The following is a 16,880-nucleotide window of genomic DNA, read 5'->3' on the forward strand; positions in this document are numbered from 1 at the left end:
CTTATCTGTGTCGTAAGACTGGATTAAACGGTTTTCGCTTCAACCAGTACTTCAACCAGATTCCAAGCTTTGGTCTTGGAGATAGGACGGCATTCGCTGATGCTTACCCAATCGCCTTGCTTCGCTTGGTTGTTTTCATCGTGGACGTGCAGCTTGGTCGTGCGGCTGATGTATTTGTTATACACCGGGTGCTTAACACGACGCTCGATAGCAACGGTGATGGATTTTTCCATCTTGTCGCTGATTACACGACCCTGCAATGTACGAACAGTTTTCTCTGTCATTACGCACCTGCCTTCTGAGTCAGAATGGTTTTAACACGCGCAATGCTGCGACGCACTGTCTTCAACTGGTGAGTTTGTTCCAGCTGACCTGTGCTGTGTTGCATACGCAGGTTGAACTGTTCGCGCAGCAGATTCAACAGCTCTGCGTTCAGCTCTTCTACGCTTTTGTCTTTCAGTTCAGTGGCTTTCATTACATCACCGTCCGAGTTACAAAGGTTGTCTTAAATGGCAGTTTAGATGCCGCAAGAGCCAATGCTTCACGAGCCAACTCTTCTGGCACACCTTCCATTTCATACAGCACACGGCCTGGCTGAATCTGGCATACCCAGTACTCAACGTTACCCTTACCTTTACCTTGACGAACCTCAAGAGGCTTCTCAGTAATTGGCTTGTCGGGGAACACGCGGATCCAGATTTTACCCTGACGCTTAACGTGACGAGTCAGTGCACGACGGCCGGCTTCGATTTGACGCGCGGTCATACGACCACGGCCAACCGCTTTCAAACCATAAGTGCCGAAGCTCACCTTGCCGCCGGCGATGGCCATACCACGGTTACGCCCTTTATGCTGCTTACGGAATTTCGTACGTTTTGGTTGTAACATCTTTTAGCCCCCTTGCTTCGCACTGCGGCCTTTCTTCTTAGGTGCCTGAGGCTGTTGCTCGTTTGCCGCTGGCAAACCGCCCAGGATTTCACCTTTGAAGATCCAGACTTTAACGCCGATGATACCGTAAGTGGTTTCAGCTGAAGAGGTCGCATAGTCGATGTCCGCACGGAAAGTGTGCAGTGGAACACGACCTTCGCGATACCATTCAGTACGGGCAATTTCTGCACCGCCCAAACGGCCGCTGACTTCTACTTTGATACCCTTGGCACCCAGACGCATAGCGTTTTGTACCGCACGCTTCATGGCGCGACGGAACATAACCCGACGCTCCAGCTGGCTGGCGATGTTGTCGCCAACAAGTTGCGCGTCCAGCTCAGGCTTACGTACTTCAGCGATGTTGATCTGTGCTGGCACGCCAGACAGTTTCGACACGTGCTTACGCAGCTTCTCGACGTCTTCACCTTTCTTACCGATAACCACGCCAGGACGAGCAGTGTGAATGGTCACACGCAGGCTCTTGGCAGGGCGCTCGATAACGATGCGCGATACCGAAGCGTTTTTCAGCTTCTTGGTCAGGAACTGACGTACCTGATGATCATTGTACAGGTTATCTGCATATTCTTTAGTATTAGCGTACCAGGTAGAGTTCCATGGTTTACTGATACCCAGGCGAATACCTGTAGGATGTACCTTCTGTCCCATTATCTACTCCTAGTTATCAGCCACAACCACAGTGATGTGACTGCTACGCTTGAAAATACGATCCGCACGACCTTTGGCACGGGGCTTAATGCGCTTCATGGTAGGACCTTCGTCAACGAAGATCTTAGCTACGGTCAGCTCATCGATATCTGCGCCCTCGTTGTGCTCAGCGTTGGCAATGGCGGACTCCAGCACCTTTTTGATCAGCTCAGCTGATTTTTTCGGGCTGTAAGTCAGAAGCTCAAGCGCTTTCTCAACGTGCATTCCGCGAATTTGGTCCGCTACCAAGCGTGCTTTTTGAGCCGAGGTGCGGGCAAAACGGTGTTTAGCTAATGCTTCCATTATCTACCCCTTATCTCTTGGCTTTCTTATCGGCGATGTGACCGCGATAAGTACGCGTTGGCGCAAATTCGCCCAATTTGTGGCCGACCATTTCGTCAGAAATCAAAACTGGAACGTGCTGGCGACCGTTATGGACTGCAATGGTCAACCCAATCATATTTGGGATGATCATAGAACGACGTGACCAGGTTTTAATTGGTTTACGATCGTTATTTTCCACCGCAGTCTCTACCTTCTTCAGCAAGTGCAGGTCAATAAATGGACCTTTCTTGAGAGAACGTGGCATGGTGAATCCTCGCTATTATTTATTACGACGGCGTACGATGAGCTTATCGGTACGCTTGTTAGAACGGGTTTTCTTACCCTTCGTTGGCTGACCCCAAGGCGATACAGGATGACGGCCACCAGAGGTACGACCTTCACCACCACCGTGTGGGTGATCAATTGGGTTCATGGCAACACCACGTACGGTAGGACGTTTGCCCTGCCAACGGGTGGCACCCGCTTTACCCAATGAGCGCAGCATGTGCTCAGAGTTACCAACTTCGCCTACTGTGGCGCGGCCTTCGGCCAATACTTTACGAACTTCGCCAGAACGTAGACGCAGCGTTACATACGCGCCGTCACGAGCCAGAATCTGTGCGTAAGCACCCGCACTACGTGCGATTTGCGCGCCTTTACCAGGCTTCATTTCGATGGCGTGTACCGTAGTACCCACCGGAATGTTATTCAATGGCAACGCGTTACCCGCTTTAATGGGCGCGTTAGAGCCGGATACGATCTTGTCACCCGCTTTCAGGCCTTTCGGGGCCAGAATGTAGCGACGCTCACCGTCGGCGTAAAGTACCAGAGCGATATTAGAAGAACGGTTTGGATCATATTCCAGACGCTCAACTGTCGCAGGTACACCATCTTTATTACGTTTGAAGTCGATGATGCGGTAGTGATGCTTGTGACCACCGCCAATGTGACGGGTTGTAATCCGACCATTGTTGTTACGACCACCAGACTTGCTTTTCTTTTCCAACAAAGGAGCGTAAGGCGCGCCTTTGTGCAACTCTGGGTTAACCACTTTGATGACGTGGCGACGACCCGGAGAAGTTGGATTAGCTTTCATTAATGCCATGTCTAAACCCTCCTATTATTCACCGCCACCGACAAAGTCGATGTCTTGGCCTTCTTTCAGTACTACGTAGGCTTTTTTCCAGTCACTACGCTTACCGAAAGTCATACCGTGACGCTTGGTTTTACCCTTCACGTTCACAGTGCGAACTGCATCGACTTCCACCTCGAACAGTTTTTCAACTGCTGCTTTGATTTCGGTCTTGGTTGCATCTTTTACAACTTTGAAGACAACAGTGTTGTTGCTTTCAGCAGCCAGAGTCGATTTCTCTGAGATATGTGGTGCAATTACCACTTTCAGTAGACGTTCTTCGTTCATCATGCCAACGCCTCCTCAAGTTGTTTCACTGCATCAGCAGTCATCAACACTTTTTCAAATGCAATCAAGCTTACTGGATCGATGCCTTGAACATCACGGACGTCAACCTTGTACAGGTTGCGTGAAGCCAAAAACAGGTTCTCGTCCACTTCGGGAGTCACAACCAATACATCGTTCAATTCCAGCTCTTTCAGCTTGGAAACCAATTCTTTGGTCTTTGGTGCTTCAACACCAAAGTTTTCAACCACAATCAGACGCTCTTGGCGAACAAGTTCAGACAGGATGCTTTTGATCGCACCACGGTACATCTTCTTGTTAACTTTCTGTTCGTGATCCTGAGGCTTAGCAGCGAACGTACGGCCACCACCAACCCAAATCGGGCTGCGGATGGTACCGGCACGCGCACGGCCTGTGCCTTTTTGACGCCATGGTTTCTTACCACCACCGCGCACTTCTGAACGGGTTTTCTGTGCTTTAGTACCCTGACGAGCACCCGCACCGAAAGCCACAACTACCTGGTGTACCAGAGCTTCGTTAAACTCACGTCCAAAGGTAGCTTCGGATACTTCAAGAGCGCTGTTCGCGTCTTTCAATACTAATTCCATCACTAATCTCCCAGACGTTACGCTTTAACCGCAGGCTTAACGACAACGTCGCCGCCTGTTGCACCAGGTACCGCACCTTTTACTAATAAAAGGTTGTTTTCGGTATCAACGCGCACTACTTCCAAAGACTGAATCGTAACCGCTTCGTCACCCAAGTGACCGGCCATCTTCTTACCTTTGAATACTTTACCCGGTGATTGGTTTTGACCAATCGAACCCGGCGCGCGGTGTGACAAAGAGTTACCGTGCGTCATACGCTGTGAACTGAAGTTCCAACGCTTGATGGCACCGGCAAAACCTTTACCTTTGGATGTACCGCTGACGTCAACTTTCTTGGTATCAGCAAAGATCTCAACAGTGATTTCACTGCCAACTTCGATGCCTTCACCGTCTTCACCGTCGATGCGGAATTCCCACAGACCACGACCTGCTTCTACACCAGCTTTGGCAAAGTGACCTGCCTGAGCTTTGTTGATGCGATTTGCTTTCTTCGTGCCTGTGGTTACTTGCAACGCTTTGTAACCGTCGTTTTCTTCAGTGCGTAACTGAGTCACACGGTTAGGCGTTGCTTCAATAACAGTCACAGGAATCGACACGCCATCTTCGGTGAAGATACGGGTCATACCTACTTTACGACCGACTAGACCAATCGCCATTGTTAAAACCCTCTCTCGTTAGCCCAGGCTGATTTGAACATCAACGCCGGCAGCCAAGTCCAATCTCATCAGAGCGTCAACTGTCTTATCAGTTGGCTCGATGATATCCACCAAACGCTTATGAGTGCGGATCTCGTACTGGTCACGTGCATCTTTGTTCACGTGGGGAGAAATCAACACAGTGTAGCGTTCCTTGCGGGTAGGCAGAGGAATTGGGCCACTCACCTGAGCACCTGTGCGTTTGGCAGTCTCGACGATTTCAGCCGTAGACTGATCGATCAATTTGTGATCGAACGCTTTCAAACGAATACGAATTCTTTGATTTGGCATGAACCAAGCTCCAATCAAAAGAACAAAAAAAATCATCCCGCCTTCTACAATTCTTGGTAGAGGGAGGATGCGCGCATAAACCGCTGACCCCAAATCGGGGTCCTGTTTCTTCATCGATGCCGGTTTAGGCCATCGATCTCTGCCCAACGAGGGGCAAGTGGGCGCGAATTATACCCATGTTGCTTTTTTATGCAACTGTTTTTCTCTAAACAATAGCCAACATCAAACGACATACCTATCCACGGTATTCATCCGAATGGCGCTGTTCTATAGTAGGAAGATACATTATTGAATTCTGAGCTGTTATAAACCGACGATGATCACCAACTCCGCGCGACAACTGACCGCCATTTATCAGCTACTCGATCAAGAGCAAGAATTGATGGCCGTCTACGGCCAGCTGGAACCCCTGATACTGGACCTGTTCGACGCCGAACGTATGAGTATCTTCCAGCGTCGGCGTCAACATCAGGATCTGGTAGCACGATTTAAGACCGGCTCCGAAGTTAAGGAGATTAAGGTTCCCATCACCCCGCAGTCTATCGCCGGGTATGTGGCCATGAGTCAGTTACCGCTGGTGATCGACGATCCCTATGACAGCCAGGCGTTAACCGAGATACACCCAAGGCTCAGGTTCCAGGGTAAGTTTGATAAAAGCTCTTCCTTTATTACTCGCAATATTATCTGTGTACCGATTCTCAACGCCGGAGTACTGCTAGGAGTATTGCAGATCATTAATAAACGCCATGGCGACTTTAATAATGAAGACTTACAAACGGCACAGGAGTTGGCGGAGCGCCTGGGTGACGCTTTCCGGTTCGAGCTGGGCGGCACCAATAAGCCGTTCCAATATCTGGTACATCGCGGGCTTATCGGCGAGAAGCAACTGGACGAACTGCTGCAGAAGGCCAGAGATCCCAAAGAGTTGGTGCAAAAACTCAGCAGCGAATTTCGCATCGAAGAAAAAGAGCTGGGCCATGCTCTATCGGTGCACTTTCAGGTGCCCTTTATTGGTTATGACCCAGAAAAATATCATCTCTATCAGAGTGATGCCCGGCTCAATCTGTCTTATCTGAAACGCAATTATGTGGCCGTGGTCGCCGACGTACGGGAAAACCCCATTATCCTGATGGCCGAACCCAATAATGCCGCCTTATTGATGGAAATCGAGAGTGCCCTGGGCATCAACAGTTACGACATTAATGTGGCCCTGCCTAATACAGTGCTGCAATATCTGGGTGAGAGCGTCGGGGGGAGTGGCCCGGGAGACATGGACGAGATCTTAGATGAGATCAGTAGTGGCTCGGACGAAGACGAAGAGTCAATGGAAGAGCCCAGCGACGATGCCCCCGCAGTGGTTCGTTTGGTGAGTCGTATTTTGCACGATGCCAAGCGGCTGAACGCCTCGGATATTCATATCGATCCGGAAAAACGCGGCCCGACCAAGGTACGGATGCGGGTGGACGGTGTCTGTCGGGAGATCACCCAGATCCCCGCCTCCCATCACAATGCAGTGATCGCGCGGATTAAAATCATGTCCCATCTGAACATCGCCGAAAAGCGGGTTCCTCAGGACGGTAAACTGGCTGCCAAGATGGGCGGTCGGATGGTTGAGGTGCGGGTAGCGACCATTCCCACCGTTGCCGGTGAAGGCGTGGTCATGCGGATTCTGGCTTCTGGCGGGGCCATGCCGATGGACAAGCTCAATCTTGCCCCTCAGGTGGATAAAACACTGCGTACCATGATCAAAAAACCGCACGGCATTATTCTGGTGGTGGGCCCCACAGGCTCGGGGAAAACGACCACCCTGCACGCCGTGTTGGGTGAACTGAATACCCCGGAGAAGAAAATCTGGACCGCCGAAGACCCGGTAGAGATCACCCAGTCCGGCCTCCAGCAGGTACAGGTCAGCCCCAAGATTGGCTTTACCTTCGCCAATGCCCTGCGGGCTTTCTTGCGTGCCGACCCAGATATCATCCTGATCGGTGAGATGCGGGACAAGGAAACCGCGCATGCCGGTATCGAAGCGTCACTGACCGGTCACCTGGTATTATCCACCCTACACACCAACTCAGCTCCCGAGACCATTACTCGTTTGCTGGATTTGGGACTGGACCCGGTCAACTTCTCCGACGCCTGTGTGGGGATCTTGGCTCAGCGACTGATTCGGACGCTGTGCAGCAACTGCAAGGAAGCCTACCCCGCCACAGAGGCGGATATAGGCTTTATCCGCCGCCAGTACGGCGAACAGTATCTCGATGAACTGGATGGCTACGAGGAGCCTTTAACGCTCTATCGCGCCAAAGGTTGTGACCAATGCGGCGATACCGGCTATAAAGGTCGTACCGGCATTCATGAGCTTTTGAGCATGACCTCAGAACTGCGGGCTCTCGTTTATAAGGAAGCCTCTGCCGCCGAAATGAAAACACAGGCAATGAAAGATGGCATGCGCACCCTGACTCAGGACGCACTCTATAAAGTATTGAAGGGCGACACCGATATTGCCCAGGTACAAATTGTCAGCGGCAGTGATTAAAGGCAAATGCGATTTGTCGCTTATAGGGCCTGTCCGGTTGGACGATAGTGCTACAGAAACCGGACAGGTTAATGCTATTATTAATCCCCTGGGCTTCAAGACACACCGCTGAAAACGGCGTGAATGGATGGCCCAGCCCCGCCGAAGAGTAGACCTGCAATGCTGGCTGGTCTGTATATACATGCATGGCCACGCCATTAGTGGCGGCCTCTAGCGTCGCAGCCCAGGGCAGCCATTCTGTAGAGTCTTCTTGGGGTAACAATATACAATGGTCCAGCCCATTACCTTCGTTCACTAATGCCAACTGAGTAGCGTTAACGCTATGAACCTGACCCAGGTTACTCAGGCAATCTGTTTTTCCGTTCGCGACATTATCTTTATCAACCACCAGATATTCGTTACCGGCCACCCGGAGGCTTAGCTGCCTTACAGACTCACAGCCAAGATTGAAATAACTGTGATTGGTCAGGCTGACAGGACAAGCCTCGGATACCCTAGCCATTAAGGTCACGATCAGTGCATTATTCTGGGTCAGTTGATACTTAACCTGAATATGGGCACACCCCGGAAAGCCACCTTCTCCTGCGGGCGAGGTATAATGGTAATTGACCTCAGAAGTCGTTGCCTCCCCGCGTTGCCAATTTCGCTGAGAGATTCCATGCGTGCCGCCGTGCAAGCAATGATTGCCCTCGTTCACACTCAGTTTATGAGTACGACCATTAAGCTCGAATCGACCATTTCTAATACGGTTAGCGACCCGGCCCACCGTTGCCCCCATATAGTAGACATCGTCTTCGTAGGCCTCCGCTTCAGGATACCCAAGTACCATCTGACGATTATCACGAGCAAAAGGAACGCTGATACCGGTTATCCTCGCGCCGTAAGGGCACAGCGTCACTCGCATACCATGCGGGTTTATCAATTCATCACATTTCATCGTTGATTATCTGGCTGATAGGTTGAAAGAGAGTGACCGCTTCCATGCGCCGACCAGGAATGGTCTAAGTGCAAGTTTTTCAGGAGCGAAAACTTGTCCGTTCCTGAACATCGCCGCTCCTGCGCTTCCTTGCGCCCGCGGCATACAGTCCTTCCATGGACATAAAAAAGGCGGTGCGAGAGGGCACTCGACCGCCAGAGCTCACTTTTTTAACCGTCAGCTCTAAAAGCTACCGCGCACTCCCAAGGCATAGCGCGCTCCGAAATCTCCGTAATAAATAAAGTGATTATCGAAGCGGCCATGTTTATCGACCGTTGATTCGGTGATGTTGATGCCTTCGAAATACACACTCATGTTGTCATTGATTTCATAGCTACCACTGACATCGACCTGATCGTAGTCATCGACGTAGATGGGCTCACCTGCATAAGGATTGATTTGGGTTTCCAGGAACTCGCCGCGCATGTTGTACGCCAGACGCACCTGATAGGGCCCTTTCTCATAAAACACAACGGCGTTAGCGGTATCACTGAGACCTTCCAGAGCGAATACCTGGTCCGGGTTGGTATTATCCAGTTCGGCGTTGCTGTCCACAAAGGTGGCATTCAGCTGTAAGCCGAATCCGCTGTCCAGAGTGTGGATCCAGTTGGCTTCAATACCGTCCACGGTGGCGCTTTCACCATTGGTAGGGCGGTTGACATCAAAGTCAGACCATTGTCCACCGAAATCCAGGTCAAAGTTTTCCACGCTGTTAGTCCGGACAATGAAGTTGTCCACTGACTTTTTAAAGTAAGCCAGTGACGCCATGCTTGCCTCGTCGTAATAGTACTCCAGCGATAAGTCGAAGTTTGTCGACTCAAAGGGACTCAGCATAGGGTTGCTGCCTTTGGCAGTGCGCAGATCCGTTGTTGTGGAAGTGACACTCAAGGAAGGCGCCAGATCGGTCAGCGTTGGTCGTGTAATAGTTTTTGAGACACCGGCTCTCAAAACGAGTTCGTCGGTAATATTAAGGTTACCGCTAATCGAAGGCAGCCAGTTGTCATAGTCGTTCTCAATAGCTACAGCTTGATAACCTTCATAGCGAGGGACAAGGTTCACCGACTGCTCAACTGGCTTTTCGAGGCCTGCTAAGCTCTGAATTGTGCCATTGGAGGTCTGGTCTGTCTTAGAGTAACGCAGTCCGGCAACAAGGCTCCATGTCATGTCCCCCCAATCCCCATTGAAGTAGGTGTCGGCATAGAATGAAGTGACATCCTCTTCAATCTCATAGGCATCATTGGTTGCTCGGGCAGTAAAGCCGCCATTTGAACTGTGCAGCGCAATTAATGCGTCTTTAATGTCAGGGCTTTGAGTTAAGAGCTCTAGAGACGCAGGGTCGTTGGCCAAATCCCACATGGCCGATTCATTCAACTCAAAGAATTGTGCGGCCAGATCGGCGGCCGGGAACACATTGCCATAATTACGCACCGTGGCATGAGCACTGGTCGCCACAGGCCGTGAGCCACTATTCTGGTACATTTTTATCAACTCTTGAGGAGTTTGATAGGCAACATTCTGCTTAGATTTTGACAGATAATGCGCACCAAACTCCACCTTATTGAAGTACTCACCGTCCACAAGATAGGAGAAGTCTAGGCGAAGCTGCTGATTCTCTGCCTCTGTGTAGTTGCCATAACGCTCCATATGACGCATTTGCAAATCGGACAGTTCCGCATTTTCAGGCAGCGTAACCGATGGATCTACGTGAATCATGGACGGCACCTGTCCCGTCGTATAATCCAAGATAATCCCTGGCTGATTCAATGCCTCTAACGTCTGGCGTGAATCTAGACCCTTATTGTCATTTTCTGCCTTCGACCACGCGAAGTCAGCATTAAGACTGAGTCGATCATTAATAATCCAGTCCGCATTCAAACCTAACACTTCTGTGGTCGACGGACGATGCTCTTCGAAGCGTAAATGAGCGTAGCCAGAGTAACCATCAGCGTGAGTCTGACGCACAACCGTATTGTTTGCATCCACCTCATCAATAGAGTGGGTAGCCCAGAACCAGTTATAAGCCTGGTTGTTAACACTGTCCACATCCAGTTTGGAGTAAAGATAATCCCCGGACAGAATCAGATCATCGGAGGCCTGAAACTGCACCGCCAGATTGCCGCCGACCCGCTGACGGTCCTCTTGGGTCACACCGCGACCTATCGCCTGATGAGAATAAAGCCCCTCGGCCACACCGAGAACCTTACGCCAACCATCATCAGGGCCGACATCACGACGATGAGCGTACAAGTCGAGATCCCGCTGGATTATCCCATCATTATTCACTTCATAGCTCTGAGCTTCACGGTTCTGATAGGTAAATGACGCCAGCAAACCAAGACGGTCATTCAAGAAGCGGTCTGTTACCAGGAACGATGCCTGAGGCGTAATGCCTCCCCGGTTTTGCTCACGCACACCCTCGATGCTGCCTGCGGCATGAAACCCTTCGAAGTCAAAAGGTTGAGCAGTACGAATATCGATATTGCCGCCAATGCCGCCTTCCAGCATTTCCGCTGTCGACGTTTTGTTCACATTGATATTACTGACAAGCTCAGAGGCCAGCGTATCGAACCCAAATGCACGACTCTGGCTCTCACTTGCGATCTCACGGCCATTCAGGGTTACACTGCTGAAGTCCGGGCCCATTCCTCGGATGCTCACAAAGCGGCCTTCACCACCACTGCGGTCGATAGACACACCGGTTATACGTTGCAACGACTCGGCTAAGTTTGAATCAGGAAACTTACCAATGTCTTCGGCTGAAATGGTATCCACCACATTGTAAGCAAAACGCTTGTTGTTCATTGACTTCACCAGGCTGCCCTTAATGCCGGATACCTGGATGACCTCAACGTCTTTTTCCTGTTCATTGGCCTGAACCGTCAAGCTCAGTGATGCCGCAACCGCAGCCGTAATCAGACTCTTATTGAATTTCATAATCGTACCTTACTTGTGCTCTCAATGTGGTGTGCAAGCTACTGACTGCTCTCTAATAGCTGACACGTTAGTAATCAGTCTTCATACATCTTACAAACATATATTCAGATGATCAACATTGCCGTAATTTTTTTTTAACAAAGATGAAATGAGTATCTGAACTGCAGAAGACTGAGGGCTCAGCCCTGGTCAGCCATTCAACTGAACTGGAAAAGGGAGTTACTTCGAGAGGCGAAGCTTTAATTGATTGGCTTCAATAAAATAAAAGTCAGCGTAGATAATGCCAGTGTCGATCTCACCCGCGGCTGGCATATTGCCGGTTGCTTCCATCAGCAAAAAGCCCCGTTGATAAGCACTGGATTCTGGCGCTCTGTGACTCAGATAATTTTTGGTTAACGCAGCCATCACCCTATCAGCCAACGCAGTGACTTGCTGCTTTTCAGGCCAATCCGGGTTTAAGGCCAAACGATACAGCCCAGCCGCAATCAGAGCTGCCGCAGAAGTGTCTTTAGGAATAGCACGATCCCTCGCGTGCTTAATACTCTCCCGGCCGCATGGGTAAAAAAGATCGCCCTCTGACAGGGGCTTGCCTTCCGGCGTCTCCCACAGCATCAGACGTTCTCTGGCAGAAACCGTCAGCATTGCCGTCGACAACGCCAACGGCTGATAGCCCTTATACGGGAGGATATGTTCATCAAGTTGTCGTGGACACAAATCCTGCATTGGTGAATAGGTCAGTCCCCGGTCATCAATCACCAGGTTGTTCGCGTCTTCATCCGCAGCAAAAAAGTCCCAATCCGGCACCGGGTGCGAGACGAGTAAAGACTCCAGTGTGGACACTAAAGACTGCGTATGAGTCATAAAGTGAGAACGCTGCCTATTATGGTTAAACGCTTCCGGGTAGGCTAATAGTGTTGCGAACCCATAGAGCGACCAGCCCTGCCCTCGCGACCAGGCACTATGATTGCCTAAACCTTGCCAGTTTCCGGGTAAATCGAGCTGATGATCGTACAGATGATAGGCAATGGTGAGTGGTAAGCCCGGCTCTCTTTCAAGGGTAAAATAATGTTTGTCTATGGTTCGCTGACCATGACTGATTGCGGCCTGCTGATGCTCGCTCTGTGAACTGGTGAGTAACAACTCTAAGTTCATCATATTATCGATGATCACGGGCAGCTGCCAGGGTTGAGCAATGTCAAAGGCCATCGGTTCAATGCCTTGAGCACCACGCACGGGAAACTTAATGGCAGGTAACCAATCCCACGACTGTACGACTCCATACTCAGGACGATACCGTTGATACAAGCTTTCGCGGGCCTGATTCAATGCTCTGGTGTAGCGATGTTTTAGCGGAGCGGGCAGGTCAGGATAGTCCAATGCTTCAGCAAACGAATCATACGCAATGAAGCCGAGATCATGGGTATCGGTGCGCCAGACCTCTGGATATATTCGCTGCTGATAAGCCACAGCGTGGTTTTGCAAGCGCCGCCGTAATACCGTATCCGATTCATTCAATGCCTTGGACACGGACAACAATTTCCAGAAAGCCCCTGGGTAGAAACCATTCGTCCATTTACCCGGGACCGCCATTTGAATGTCGTCGCCGTGCAGTGCTCTGGGAGTGCACAGATGAAGTGATTCCTGACACAAAACAGGCAATTGCAGGTGCTGACGAGCCTCTACCTGCTGCATCATTTTAGTGTATTGCGTCAGGGCAAAGTTGAGATTGGCTTTGGCCTGACTGGGCGTAAAGACTTCAGCCTGACTGGCGCCCGATAACAAGCAAATCCCCAGTAAATAGAAACGCCAACCCATGATGCTTCCCTATTGATACAACCCAGTTATGGTAGGCAGCCATTCACTGACGGCAGGCACGTAGGTGACAATCATTAGTGCCACAAACATTGCCATATAAAGGGGTAATAGTGGTGGAATCACCCTGGCAATACTCGCCTTACCCACCGAGCAGCCCACAAACAGCACCGAGCCGACCGGCGGTGAGCACAACCCAATGGACAGGTTCATGACCAGCATAATGCCAAAATGCAAAGGACTCATGCCCAGACTCTCGGCCACCGGCAGTAATATCGGGGTAAAAATCAGTACCGCTGGCGTCGTGTCCATAAAGGCGCCAATGAACAACAACATCAGGTTAATGATCAGCAGCAGGATAATGGGATTATCACTGATCCCCAATAACGCCTGAGTGATCAACTGAGGAATGTTCTCATAAGCCAGTATCCAGGACATGGCTGAAGACACGGCGATCAGCATCATCACGATCGCCGTTACCTCGGCGGTCTTGAGTAACACGGCCGACAGTTCTGACCAACGAATCTGCCGGTATACGCCCATAGCAAGTGCCAACGAATAGACTACCGCTATAGCACCGGCTTCTGTGGCGGTAAACAGCCCTGAGATAATCCCCCCCATGACCAGGACCACCATAAACAGAGCAGGCATTGCTGCCCCCGTGCGCCTGATAACTTCCTTAAACGGCAATGCCGCCATAACCGGATAGCCGCGCACTTTAGCAAAGGTGGCACACACCAGCATGAGGGAAAAGGCCACCAATAGCCCGGGTAAATAGCCCGCCACAAACAACGCCGATATCGATACACCACCACTGGCAATAGCGAATACAATCAATATATTACTGGGCGGAATGACCATCCCCGTCGTCGCCGCGGCAGTCGTCACAGCGGTAGAAAAATTCCTGTCATAACCTTTCCTTTCCATCTCTGGAATCATAAAGCTGCCAATGGCACTGGTCGTCGCTACCGCTGATCCAGAGATTCCGCCAAACAGCGCACAGGAAACGACGTTAACCAGTGCCAGTCCACCCGGCAACATGCCGATATACGCCATCGCAAAATCTATCAAACGCCGGGCTATCCCCCCTTGTCCCATAATGACGCCAGACAAGACAAAAAACGGGATCGCCAATAGCGCAAAGCTATTGAGGCCATTCGCCATCCGCTGCGCCAACGTAGTGACCGCCGGCATGGCATCCATACTGAGCAGCATGGTTACCAGAGTCGCAAATCCGATGCTAAAGGAAATCGGTACACGCAATACCAGCAACACCAGGAACACCACCAGCAGCACCAGCCCACCAAACTCCATGACTAGGACTCCCTCAAAACAGAAATCAGCGCAGAACACGCATAAACGGATATAACGACACCGGATATCGGCAGCACGGCGTAGACCCAGGCCATATTGAGTTGCAGCGCAGAGGATTGCTGGCCTGGGTCAATGGCTAACGCCATCAGTTGAATGCCACCTAACACCATGACAGACAGAGCAAAACTCAAAACGACGCCATGTACCAATACCGTCACACGCCGCTGCCATAGCTGTGACAATTGATTCACCAGCAAGTCCAGACCCAAATGTGCCCCGGTCCGGTAGGCATAGGATGCCCCTAAGATTCCGAGCCAGATCAACAAGAAACGAGCGATCTCTTCACTGTAAGCACTGGGGGTTTGTGTGACATAGCGGGACAGGACTTGCCAGCAGACACAGACAACAATCGCTGCTGTCAAAGCCACCAACAACCGGCTCAGGCCCTTATCCAGCCAGGCTAGAGATAGCCTCATTGTGATACTCCCATCGACTTAATGCGCTGCATTAGCGGCCCGACGGCGGAATCACTGAGACGCTGATGCAGCGGCTCAACAGCCTTATAGAACGGCGCTTTATCCGGACGAGTGATGGTCACTCCTGCCTCGGCCAATCTGGCTAACGCCTGTTGTTCCGCCTGTTCCCAAAGTTGACGCTGCTTCCGTACCGCATCGTCCATAGCACGCTCCAGCCACCGGCGCTCTTTGGAATTCAGGCTATTCAGAACATGATTACTGATAATGATGACGTCAGGAATCGAAGCGTGTTCGTTCAATGAATAATGCTTCGCGATCTCGTAATGGCGCGACGAATAATAACTGGGCGGATTGTTCTCAGCCCCATCCACTACCCCCTGTTGCAAGGCGGCGTACAGCTCACCCCAGGCCATGGGCGTGGCGGCGCCCTGCATCGTATCAATCAGCTGCACTGCCATAGGACTGTTCATCACCCGCACTTTCTTACCCTGAACGTCTTCTGGAACGGACACCATTGATTCGGTCATGTAGAAGCTGCGACTGCCTGCGTCCATGTAAGCCAGGCCGGTGAATCTGGCGGGTCGGGTGGCCCGTAAAATCTCCTCGCCAATGGCCGACTCCAGAACGCGCCAACGATGCTCATCGGAACGAAACAGGTAGGGCACACCAAAGACCCGCATTTCAGACACAAAGCCTTCCAGAGAAGCGGCGGAAACTTTGGTCATCGCCAGGCTGCCAATTTGGAGAAGCTCCACCATATCCCGCTCTGAACCAAGTTGGCCATTGGGATAAAGCTTCAGCTGCAGCTGCCCATTGGAGTAGATGACCAACCGCTCTGCCATATGCTGCAGAGCTTGATGCACAGAGTGATTAGTATCCAGAGTATGGCCTACCCGCAGAACCCGATGGGGACCTTCGGTCTGACAGGCCGATAAAGCCACCACCATTATTGCGATCAAAAGAGAAGAGTGTCGATACATCACAGCCCCGCTAATAGGCACTCACCGATAACAATCTGTTAACGTATCTCGGCAGGACCATATTTGTCCATATCGTCATAATCCAGGTTTTCACCGGCCATCCCCCAGATGAAGGTATAGTTAGCCGTCCCAGCTCCACTATGGATTGACCAGGCAGGAGAGATCACCGCCTGCTTATTTGCCATCCAGACATGCCGGGTTTCCTTGGGTTCACCCATAAAATGGCAAACAGCCTGATCCTCTGGCACATCAATATAGAGATACGTCTCCATTCGACGATCGTGCTGATGTACCGGCATTGTATTCCAGATACTACCGGGCTGCAGGCAGGTCATGCCCATCTGCAATTGACAGGTATCCACGATGCCGTTGATGATCATCTGATTGATGACGCGCTCATTACAGGTTTCTTTAGAGCCTAGCTCCAATACTTTGGCCTGATCTCGCCCCACCTTTTTCACTGGGTATTGAGCATGAGCGGGAGCGGAATTCAGATAGAACTCTGCCGGACGGGTCTCATCGGCGCTCTCGAAAACAACTTTTTCATTACCCGCTCCGATATAGAGCGCCTCTTTATGGCCCACTTCATATACCTCGCCATCAACCGTGACGCGCCCTGCACCGCCGACATTGATGGCACCTAATTCCCGACGTGCCAAAAAGTAGGGTGCTTTTAAGGGATCGATGCTCTCCAGCTCCAGCGCTCCCTTAACCGGCACAGCTGCACCGACGATAAAGCGGTCATAGTGGGTATAAACCAGCTTTATCTTATCTTCGACAAAGAGGTCAGTAAGCTGAAAGTGTTCACGAATCGCGTCGGTACCAAAACCTTTAAACTCATTATGGCCAACGGCGTACTTAACTTCGTAATCTACCATGATGGAA

Annotated in this window: 19 protein-coding genes; 1 reads left to right on the top strand and 18 read right to left on the bottom strand. The window is 51.0% G+C overall.

Annotation, left to right across the window (positions count from 1 at the left end):
* Positions 1 to 23: 23 nt before the first annotated feature.
* From rpsQ to rpsJ, 11 genes are read right to left on the bottom strand one after another with little or no spacing between them, the layout of a single operon-like run.
* Complete coding sequence (gene rpsQ, locus HMF8227_RS12760; protein ID WP_109340541.1) at positions 24 to 284, bottom strand: 30S ribosomal protein S17; 261 nt, start codon at positions 282 to 284, stop codon at positions 24 to 26.
* Entirely contained in the window at positions 284 to 475 is a 192-nt protein-coding gene (gene rpmC, locus HMF8227_RS12765) for a 50S ribosomal protein L29 (RefSeq protein WP_109340542.1), read from the bottom strand. The genes rpsQ and rpmC overlap by 1 nt, the downstream gene beginning before the upstream one ends.
* Complete coding sequence (gene rplP / locus HMF8227_RS12770; protein ID WP_109340543.1) at positions 475 to 888, bottom strand: 50S ribosomal protein L16; 414 nt, start codon at positions 886 to 888, stop codon at positions 475 to 477. The genes rpmC and rplP overlap by 1 nt, the downstream gene beginning before the upstream one ends.
* A gap of 3 nt (positions 889 to 891) precedes the next feature.
* A complete protein-coding gene (gene rpsC / locus HMF8227_RS12775; RefSeq protein ID WP_109340544.1) occupies positions 892 to 1,593 on the bottom strand; it encodes a 30S ribosomal protein S3 in 702 nt (233 codons plus the stop codon).
* A gap of 9 nt (positions 1,594 to 1,602) precedes the next feature.
* Positions 1,603 to 1,935, bottom strand: a complete 333-nt coding sequence (rplV, locus tag HMF8227_RS12780; RefSeq protein ID WP_109340545.1) for a 50S ribosomal protein L22 — start codon at positions 1,933 to 1,935, stop codon at positions 1,603 to 1,605.
* Positions 1,936 to 1,945: 10 nt separating this feature from the next.
* Positions 1,946 to 2,221, bottom strand: coding sequence for a 30S ribosomal protein S19 (gene rpsS, locus HMF8227_RS12785; RefSeq protein WP_109340546.1), 276 nt, complete (start codon positions 2,219 to 2,221; stop codon positions 1,946 to 1,948).
* Positions 2,222 to 2,236: 15 nt separating this feature from the next.
* Positions 2,237 to 3,061: a 50S ribosomal protein L2 gene (gene rplB, locus HMF8227_RS12790; protein ID WP_109340547.1), complete on the bottom strand. Its 825-nt coding sequence runs from the start codon at positions 3,059 to 3,061 to the stop codon at positions 2,237 to 2,239.
* Positions 3,062 to 3,076: 15 nt separating this feature from the next.
* A complete protein-coding gene (gene rplW, locus HMF8227_RS12795; protein ID WP_109340548.1) occupies positions 3,077 to 3,379 on the bottom strand; it encodes a 50S ribosomal protein L23 in 303 nt (100 codons plus the stop codon).
* The gene (rplD, locus tag HMF8227_RS12800) at positions 3,376 to 3,981 is read right to left on the bottom strand and encodes a 50S ribosomal protein L4 (protein WP_109340549.1); all 606 of its coding nucleotides are present in this window, start codon (positions 3,979 to 3,981) and stop codon (positions 3,376 to 3,378) included. Before rplD ends, rplW begins: the two co-directional genes overlap by 4 nt.
* A gap of 17 nt (positions 3,982 to 3,998) precedes the next feature.
* Complete coding sequence (gene rplC / locus HMF8227_RS12805) at positions 3,999 to 4,637, bottom strand: 50S ribosomal protein L3 (protein WP_109340550.1); 639 nt, start codon at positions 4,635 to 4,637, stop codon at positions 3,999 to 4,001.
* Between the two features lie 18 nt (positions 4,638 to 4,655).
* The gene (gene rpsJ / locus HMF8227_RS12810; RefSeq protein ID WP_010179497.1) at positions 4,656 to 4,967 is read right to left on the bottom strand and encodes a 30S ribosomal protein S10; all 312 of its coding nucleotides are present in this window, start codon (positions 4,965 to 4,967) and stop codon (positions 4,656 to 4,658) included.
* 382 nt (positions 4,968 to 5,349) lie between these two features.
* Here rpsJ and HMF8227_RS12815 point away from each other — a divergent pair, with 382 nt between their 5' ends.
* Positions 5,350 to 7,503, top strand: coding sequence for a GspE/PulE family protein (locus tag HMF8227_RS12815; RefSeq protein WP_239421355.1), 2,154 nt, complete (start codon positions 5,350 to 5,352; stop codon positions 7,501 to 7,503).
* Here HMF8227_RS12815 and HMF8227_RS12820 read toward each other — a convergent pair.
* The 7 genes from HMF8227_RS12820 to kduI form a co-directional block, all read right to left on the bottom strand.
* The gene (locus HMF8227_RS12820) at positions 7,487 to 8,425 is read right to left on the bottom strand and encodes an aldose epimerase family protein (RefSeq protein ID WP_162558605.1); all 939 of its coding nucleotides are present in this window, start codon (positions 8,423 to 8,425) and stop codon (positions 7,487 to 7,489) included. The genes HMF8227_RS12815 and HMF8227_RS12820 overlap by 17 nt on opposite strands.
* Before the next feature lie 237 nt (positions 8,426 to 8,662).
* A complete protein-coding gene (locus tag HMF8227_RS12825) occupies positions 8,663 to 11,413 on the bottom strand; it encodes a TonB-dependent receptor (protein ID WP_109340553.1) in 2,751 nt (916 codons plus the stop codon).
* 219 nt (positions 11,414 to 11,632) lie between these two features.
* The gene (locus tag HMF8227_RS12830) at positions 11,633 to 13,228 is read right to left on the bottom strand and encodes a glycoside hydrolase family 88 protein (protein WP_109340554.1); all 1,596 of its coding nucleotides are present in this window, start codon (positions 13,226 to 13,228) and stop codon (positions 11,633 to 11,635) included.
* Between the two features lie 9 nt (positions 13,229 to 13,237).
* Positions 13,238 to 14,539 carry a TRAP transporter large permease gene (locus tag HMF8227_RS12835; RefSeq protein WP_109340555.1) on the bottom strand — a complete coding sequence of 434 codons (1,302 nt, stop codon included), beginning with the start codon at positions 14,537 to 14,539 and terminating at the stop codon, positions 13,238 to 13,240.
* Positions 14,540 to 14,541: 2 nt separating this feature from the next.
* Positions 14,542 to 15,015, bottom strand: coding sequence for a TRAP transporter small permease (locus HMF8227_RS12840; protein WP_109340556.1), 474 nt, complete (start codon positions 15,013 to 15,015; stop codon positions 14,542 to 14,544).
* A complete protein-coding gene (locus HMF8227_RS12845; protein ID WP_109340557.1) occupies positions 15,012 to 15,995 on the bottom strand; it encodes a TRAP transporter substrate-binding protein in 984 nt (327 codons plus the stop codon). Before HMF8227_RS12845 ends, HMF8227_RS12840 begins: the two co-directional genes overlap by 4 nt.
* 38 nt (positions 15,996 to 16,033) lie before the next feature.
* On the bottom strand, positions 16,034 to 16,873 hold the full coding sequence (gene kduI / locus HMF8227_RS12850; RefSeq protein ID WP_109340558.1) for a 5-dehydro-4-deoxy-D-glucuronate isomerase: 840 nt from the start codon (positions 16,871 to 16,873) through the stop codon (positions 16,034 to 16,036).
* Between the last annotated feature and the right edge of the window lie 7 nt (positions 16,874 to 16,880).

Source organism: Saliniradius amylolyticus (assembly GCF_003143555.1).
In the GTDB taxonomy this organism is placed as follows: domain Bacteria; phylum Pseudomonadota; class Gammaproteobacteria; order Enterobacterales; family Alteromonadaceae; genus Saliniradius; species Saliniradius amylolyticus.